Raw genomic sequence first — 6427 nt, forward strand, 5'->3', positions numbered from 1 at the left:
CGGAAGCGAACTCAATCACCGACCAGGCCAGGCAGACAGCCACCACGGCGATGCGCCGCCACAGCGGCCGGAAGAACGGGTGCTCATAGTCTTTCATCGCGCGCCAATCCCGGATTTAGCCAAAGCGCATCAGATAGACCGAGCGCCCTGACTAATCCACCGTTCAGGCCGGAAAACCCTGCGTCTCGACCGTGTAGTCGGCGGCCGTCATCACCCGCATCAGCTCCTTGTAGCCGACCTGCGCCATCCTGAGCGGTGGATTTGCCTTCGGGTCCTGCTCGGCCTCGACCACGAACCAGCCTTCATAGCCATGGTCGGCAAACCGCTGCACGATGGCGCCGAAATCCAACGAACCGTCGCCCGGAACGGCGAAGGCGCCGAGCGCCACGGCATCGAGGAAGGACTGTTTCGTGCGGTCGAGCTTGTCGATCACGCCCATGCGCACATCCTTCACATGGACGTGGTTGATGCGCTTGTGGTGGTTGTCGATGGCGCGCAGCACGTCGCCGCCGGCAAAGGCGAGGTGGCCGGCGTCGAGCAGCAACGGAATGCCTTCGCCGGAATGGCGCATGAAGGCATCGAGCTCCGGCTCGGTCTCGACGACCGCCGCCATGTGATGGTGGTAGGAAAGCGGCATGCCCTGCTCGGCGCACCATTCGCCGAATTCGGTCAGGCGCCTGCCATAGGCCTTCATCTCGTCACCGGAGAGTTTCGGCTTGGTGGCGAGCGGCTTTGAACGGTCGCCCTGGATGGAGCGGCCGACCTCGCCATAAACGATGCAGGGCGCGTTGACGGCCTTGAACAGGTCGATCATCGGTTGGATGCGGTCCTTGTTCCTGGCCATCTCCTCATCAACCAGCGTGCCGGAGAACCAGCCGCCGCACAGCGTGACGTCCGCCTCTTTCAGGATCGGCAGCATCACCTTCGGATCGTTGGGGAAGCGGCGGCCCATCTCCATGCCGGTGAAGCCGGCCGAGCGCGACTGGCGCAGACACTCCTCCAGCGACACGTCGTCGCTCAGTTCCACGAGATCGTCGTTCCACCACGCGATGGGGGACATGCCCAGTTTGGCTTTCAAGTCGTCACTCCAATGTCGGTCGTTGCGAGGCAGACGCGGCTCAGCCCTGACGGCTGCCCACGGCTTCCTCATATTTCTTGCGCGCCGCATTCACCTGTGGCCGCGACGAGACCTCCGGCACGGCGACATCCCACCAGTGGCCGCCGGCTTCGGTCGACACCAGCGGATCGGTGTCGATGACCAGCACGGTGGTCTTGTCATTGCCCTTGGCCCTGGCGAGCGCCGTCTCCAGCTCGGCGATCGAGGCCACCTTCTCGGCCGTCGCGCCGAGGCTTGCCGCATGGGCGGCGAAGTCAACATCGGGCATCACCTCGTGGCGTGCGTCCTTCAGGAGATTGTTGAAGTTGGCGCCGCCGGTCGCCATCTGCAGCCGGTTGATGCAGCCATAGCCGCGGTTGTCGAGCAGCACGATGGTGAGCTTGAGGCCGAGCATCACCGAGGTCGCTATCTCGGAATTGAGCATCAGGTAGGAGCCGTCGCCGACCATGACGACGACCTCCTGGTCGGGCTTCGCCATCTTGACGCCGAGCCCGCCGGCGATCTCGTAGCCCATGGTCGAGAAGCCGTATTCGGCATGGTAGGAACCCGGCGCGCCGGCCTGCCAGAGCTTGTGCAACTCGCCGGGCAGACCGCCTGCCGCATGCAGCAAGGTGAGGCCTGAGCCCATGGCGCGCTGCACGGCGCCGATCACTTGCGCATCGGACGGGTAGGCGGCATTGGTCGAGGCCGTCACCTTGGCGGCGGCGACCTGCCACTCCGTCTTGCCCTTCAGCGCAGTGTCGGTCCAGGCGGATGGCGCCTTCCAGCCCTTGAGCGCAGCGGACAGTTCCGCCAGCCCTTCTGCCGCGTCGGCGACCAGCGGCAGCGCCCAGTGCTTGCCGGCATCGAAGACCTGCGTGTTCAGCCCAATGATGGTGCGGCCGGCATTCTTGAACAGCGCCCAGGAGCCGGTGGTGAAATCCTGCAGCCTGGTGCCGACGGCCAGCACGACATCGGCCTGCTCCGCCAGCCGGTTGGCGGCGGAGGTGCCGGTGACGCCGACAGCGGCCATGTTGAGCGGATGGTCGTCCGGCAGCGAGGATTTGCCGCCTTGCGTCTCGCAGACCGGGATGCCGGCGCTTTGCACCAACTTGGCCAACTCGGTCGAAGCCTGCGAATAGAGCACCCCGCCGCCGGCGATCACCAGCGGCTTCTTCGCGCCCTTCAGCGCCGCGACGGCGGCGGCCAGTTCGTTGCGGTCCGGACGAACCCGGCGCGGTGTCCAGACGCGCTCGGCAAACAGGCTTTCGGGATAATCGTAGGCCTCGGCCTGCACGTCCTGGCAAAGTGAGAGCGTCACCGGGCCGCATTCGGCCGGGTCAGTCAGCACCTGCATGGCGCGGTTGAGCGCCGGGATGATCTGCTCCGGTCGCGTGATGCGGTCGAAATAGCGCGACACGGCGCGGAAGCAGTCGTTGACGCTCGCCGTGCCGTCGGAGAAGTCTTCCGCCTGCTGCAACACCGGATCGGGCAAGCGGTTGGCGAAGACATCACCCGGCAAAAACAGGACAGGCAACCGGTTTACGTGTGCCAGGGCTGCCGCCGTCACCATGTTCAGCGCACCGGGACCGATCGAGCTGGTCGCGGCCATGAAGCGGCGGCGGAAATTGGCCTTGGCATAGGCGATCGCCGCATGCGCCATCGCCTGCTCGTTGTGGGCACGGAAGGTCGGCAATTCGTCGCGCACCTGGTAGAGCGCCTCGCCGAGCCCGGCGACGTTGCCATGACCGAAGATCGCCCAGACGCCGCCGAAGATCGGTACTTTCTGGCCGTCGATCTCGGTCATCTGGCGCGACAGGAAGCGGGTCACGGCCTGCGCCATGGTCAGGCGAACGGTCTTCGTCATTTGTCGTTTCCTCCGGCTTTCATTAGCGCCGTTTTCTCATGCTGCCTTGCGGCCGCGCGCGGCAAGCCACGCCTCGGTCAACTGTTCGAAGCGAGCAGCCATGTCGGCCACCGCCTCCTCATCCGACATCTTGCCGGCCAGCCATTGTTCGGCGGCGTTGATGAAGATGGTGCGACCGACGGCAAAGCCCTTGACGATCGGTGCCTTGGCGGTAGCGGCAAACGCCGCGACGAGCTCGTCCTGCGGCGCCTCGAGCCCGAGCAGCACGACACCGCGGCACCATGGATCGTTCTTGACGATCACCGCCTCGATCTTGGCCCAGGCGCTTGCGGATGCCTGCGGCTCGAGCTTCCACCAGTCGGGCTTGATGCCCAGCGCGTAGAGTTCCTCCAGCGCGCGCGGAATGGTGGTGTCTTCGAGCTTGCCGTGCTTGCCGGCGATGATCTCGACGAGAAGCTCCCTGCCCACTTTCCGCGCGGCCTCGAACAGGCTGCGCAGCTTCTGCTGCTGCTCTAGCTTCAGCGCCTCGGGGTCGTCCGGGTGGTAGAAGCACAGGCATTTGATGCAGTGCTCGACCGGCCAGTCGATCAGCTGCGAGCCGATGTCTTGCGAGAATTCGAAGCGCAGCGGTCGCGAGCCCGGCAGCTCGACCGGGCGGCCAAGCCAGGCGAAGGGATGGCGGGCGAATTCGAACATGGCGTCGCGGCCGTATCTCTCGTCGAGCAGCATGCCGTAACCGGCGCGGCCGGCGGCGACCCTGGCCGCCGCCTTGACGGTCAGCACCTTGAAATCCTCGATGCGCGCGACATCGGCACCGGCCTTGGCGGCGACGTCCTCGAGCTGGATTCGATGGTCACAGGCGAGCGCCATCAGCGAGGGAACATCGCGCCGGCGCGTCGTCGCCCAATGGATGTGGTTGATGGCCTCGTCCTTGCGCAGCGCCAGATGCTTGCTGCCGTGCTTGAGGAAGTACTGCAATTCCTCGAAGGTCGGATATTCCGGCGCGCAGAGCAGGCGCGACACCGCGAAGGCGCCGCAGGCATTGGCCCAGGTCGCAGCCGTGGCAAAACTTTCACCGCCGAGCCAGCCGCGCAGGAAGCCCGACATGAAGGCATCGCCAGCGCCGAGCACGTTGTAGACCTCGATCGGGAAGCCCTTGCCGACGACGCCGTCCTCGAGGTCGTCGCTGATCGGCCCGTCATAGACGATGCAGCCCATGGCGCCGCGCTTGAGCACGATGGTGGCCGAGGACAAGGAGCGGATGGTCTTCAGCGCGCTCAGGCAATCGTCGGCGCCCGAGGCGATCATGATCTCCTCCTCGGTGCCGACGATCAGGTCGCAATCCGGCAGCACCGTCTTCAGCTGGGCCGAGACGCGGTCCGACTTGACGTAACGCTCGAAGCCCTCGGCATGGCCGGCGAGGCCCCAGAGGTTGGGACGGTAGTCGATGTCGAAGACCACCTTGCCGCCCTTGGCCTTCATGATGCGGATCGCCTTGCGCTGCGCGGCATCGCTGTTAGGTCGCGAGAAATGCGTGCCGGTGACGACGATCGCGCGGGCAGAGGCAATAAACGCCTCGTCGATATCCTCCTCGGCCAGCGCCATGTCGGCGCAGTCGGAGCGGTAGAAGATCATCGGCGAGACGCCTTCGTCCTCGACCGAGAGCAGCACCAGCGCGGTCAGCCGCTCCTTGTCGGTCTTCAGCCCATCGACCGAGACGCCTTCACGCTTGAGCTGCTCGCGGATGAAGCGGCCCATCTGCTCGTCGCCGACGCGGGTGAGCAGCGCCGAGCGCAGGCCGAGCCTGGCGGTGCCGACGGAGATGTTGGCCGGGCAGCCGCCGACCGATTTGGCGAAGGAGGTGATGTCCTCCAGCCGTGAGCCGATCTGCTGGCCATAGAGATCGACCGAGGCGCGACCGATGGTGATGACGTCGAGCGCTTTCGCTTCCACGGCTTCGCCCATTCGAACCTCCCATCGGCCTTATTGTCTTGAGCAACCCCGTTTTGGGGTACACGCGCGAGCGGCAGCGTGACGCCTGAATTATGAAATAATAATTCCAATCTGTAGTCAAGATGGAATGAGCATTCCCTAGCCGAAAAAGACTGCAGGCCCGAGCCGTTCAGCCCTTGCGCTTGCGGCCCGTGTCGCGCCGCTTCTCGCCGACTGCGACGGTCAGCGCCATGGCCAGCGCCATGGTCGCCGACAGCGAGCGGAAGCCGGCGAAATCGGCCTCGGCGACCTCGAACCAGACCTCGGCGAACTGGGCCAGCGGCGAGAACGACGAGTCGGTGATGGCGACGATCGGCACGCCCTGTTCGGAAATGGAACGCGTCTCTTCGATGGTCGCCGGCGCGTAAGGAGAAAAGCTGATGGCGATGACGGCGTCCCTCGGCGTGGCAAAGCCGATCATCTCGGCGTTCAGCCCGGCGGCCGACTCGATCAGCTGGTTGCGGATCTTGAGCTTGCCCAGCGCATAGGCGATGTAGGAGGCGACCGGGTAGGAGCGGCGCTTGGCCAGCACAAAAATGGTCTCGGCCTTGGCCAGCAGCGCGATGGCCTCCTCGAAATGCGGTTCGTTCAGCGTGCGCGAAATGTCACTCAGCGAGGTACTGGCGGCGGCGACGAAACCGTCGAAGATCGCCCGGTGGCCGGCGCCTTCCTCGGCCTTGGCGCGCAATGCGGCCAGCCGCTCGTCATAGGAGGAATTGCGTTCGCGCAGGCGCTCGCGGAACACAAGCTGCAGGCTGGTGAAGCCGTCGAAGCCAAGCTGCTGGGCGAAGCGGATCAGCGTCGAGGGCTGGACGCCGGCGGAGGCGGCGATGCTGGCAGCGGTACCGAAGGCGATGTCGTCGGGATTGTCGAGCGCATAGGCGGCGATCTGCGCGATGCGCTTGGGCAGGCTCTGGCGCCGCTCCAGGATCGTCGCGCGCAGCGTCTCGAAATCGCGGGGAACCCGTTCGTCCATCGTCGCTCCGCCCACGGCCATACCGATAGTCCCCTCTCCTGCCTCATCATAGCGACTTCACGCAAGAACGCCATAAAAAATGATTTGGACATTCCATTCCAAGCGGAAATGGATTAATTCATCCACGCGAAATTCTTCCCCAGAACGGTTCCTGGAAACGCAGAACCGTTCTAGCTGTTTGTTGACGCAATTCCGGACGGAAAGCCGTTTCTTACTTTTCCTGGAATTGCTCTGGCGCGGAGACATCCAAATGGTCGGAGTGGGCCTCATCGGCACGGGTTTCATGGGCAAGTGCCATGCCATCGCCTGGAGCTCTGTCGCCACCGTGTTTCCCGACGTGGCCAAGCCGAAGCTGGTGCATCTCGGCGAGGTCAATGACGAGCTTGCCAAACGCAAGGCCGGTGAATTCGGCTTCGCGAAAGGCTCCGGCGACTGGCGCGCCGTGGTCGACGACCCGGAGGTCGAGATCGTCTCGCTGACCACGCCCAACCAGTAC

5 protein-coding genes and 1 pseudogene are annotated in these 6427 nt (G+C 64.9%); 1 reads left to right on the top strand and 5 read right to left on the bottom strand.

The genetic code is table 11. The annotated features are described in order from the left end of the window. The 5 genes and pseudogenes from EN742_RS39475 to EN742_RS19985 form a co-directional block, all read right to left on the bottom strand. Positions 1-97 (bottom strand): annotated as a pseudogene (locus EN742_RS39475) (DUF3329 domain-containing protein); the annotation flags it as partial. A gap of 66 nt (positions 98-163) precedes the next feature. Beyond that, positions 164-1078, bottom strand: a complete 915-nt coding sequence (gene iolE, locus EN742_RS19970; protein WP_128333184.1) for a myo-inosose-2 dehydratase — start codon at positions 1076-1078, stop codon at positions 164-166. Positions 1079-1118: 40 nt separating this feature from the next. Then, positions 1119-2963 carry a 3D-(3,5/4)-trihydroxycyclohexane-1,2-dione acylhydrolase (decyclizing) gene (gene iolD / locus EN742_RS19975; protein WP_127404894.1) on the bottom strand — a complete coding sequence of 615 codons (1845 nt, stop codon included), beginning with the start codon at positions 2961-2963 and terminating at the stop codon, positions 1119-1121. A 36-nt stretch (positions 2964-2999) separates the two neighbouring features. Then, entirely contained in the window at positions 3000-4928 is a 1929-nt protein-coding gene (gene iolC, locus EN742_RS19980; protein WP_127404895.1) for a 5-dehydro-2-deoxygluconokinase, read from the bottom strand. Between the two features lie 157 nt (positions 4929-5085). Further along, positions 5086-5931: a MurR/RpiR family transcriptional regulator gene (locus EN742_RS19985; RefSeq protein WP_189375477.1), complete on the bottom strand. Its 846-nt coding sequence runs from the start codon at positions 5929-5931 to the stop codon at positions 5086-5088. Between the two features lie 250 nt (positions 5932-6181). Between EN742_RS19985 and EN742_RS19990 the strand changes: the two genes are divergently transcribed. Then, on the top strand, positions 6182-6427 hold a 246-nt coding region (locus EN742_RS19990), incomplete at its 3' end, for a Gfo/Idh/MocA family oxidoreductase (protein ID WP_189375479.1).

The organism is Mesorhizobium sp. M4A.F.Ca.ET.020.02.1.1, from assembly GCF_004022645.1.
GTDB lineage: Bacteria > Pseudomonadota > Alphaproteobacteria > Rhizobiales > Rhizobiaceae > Mesorhizobium.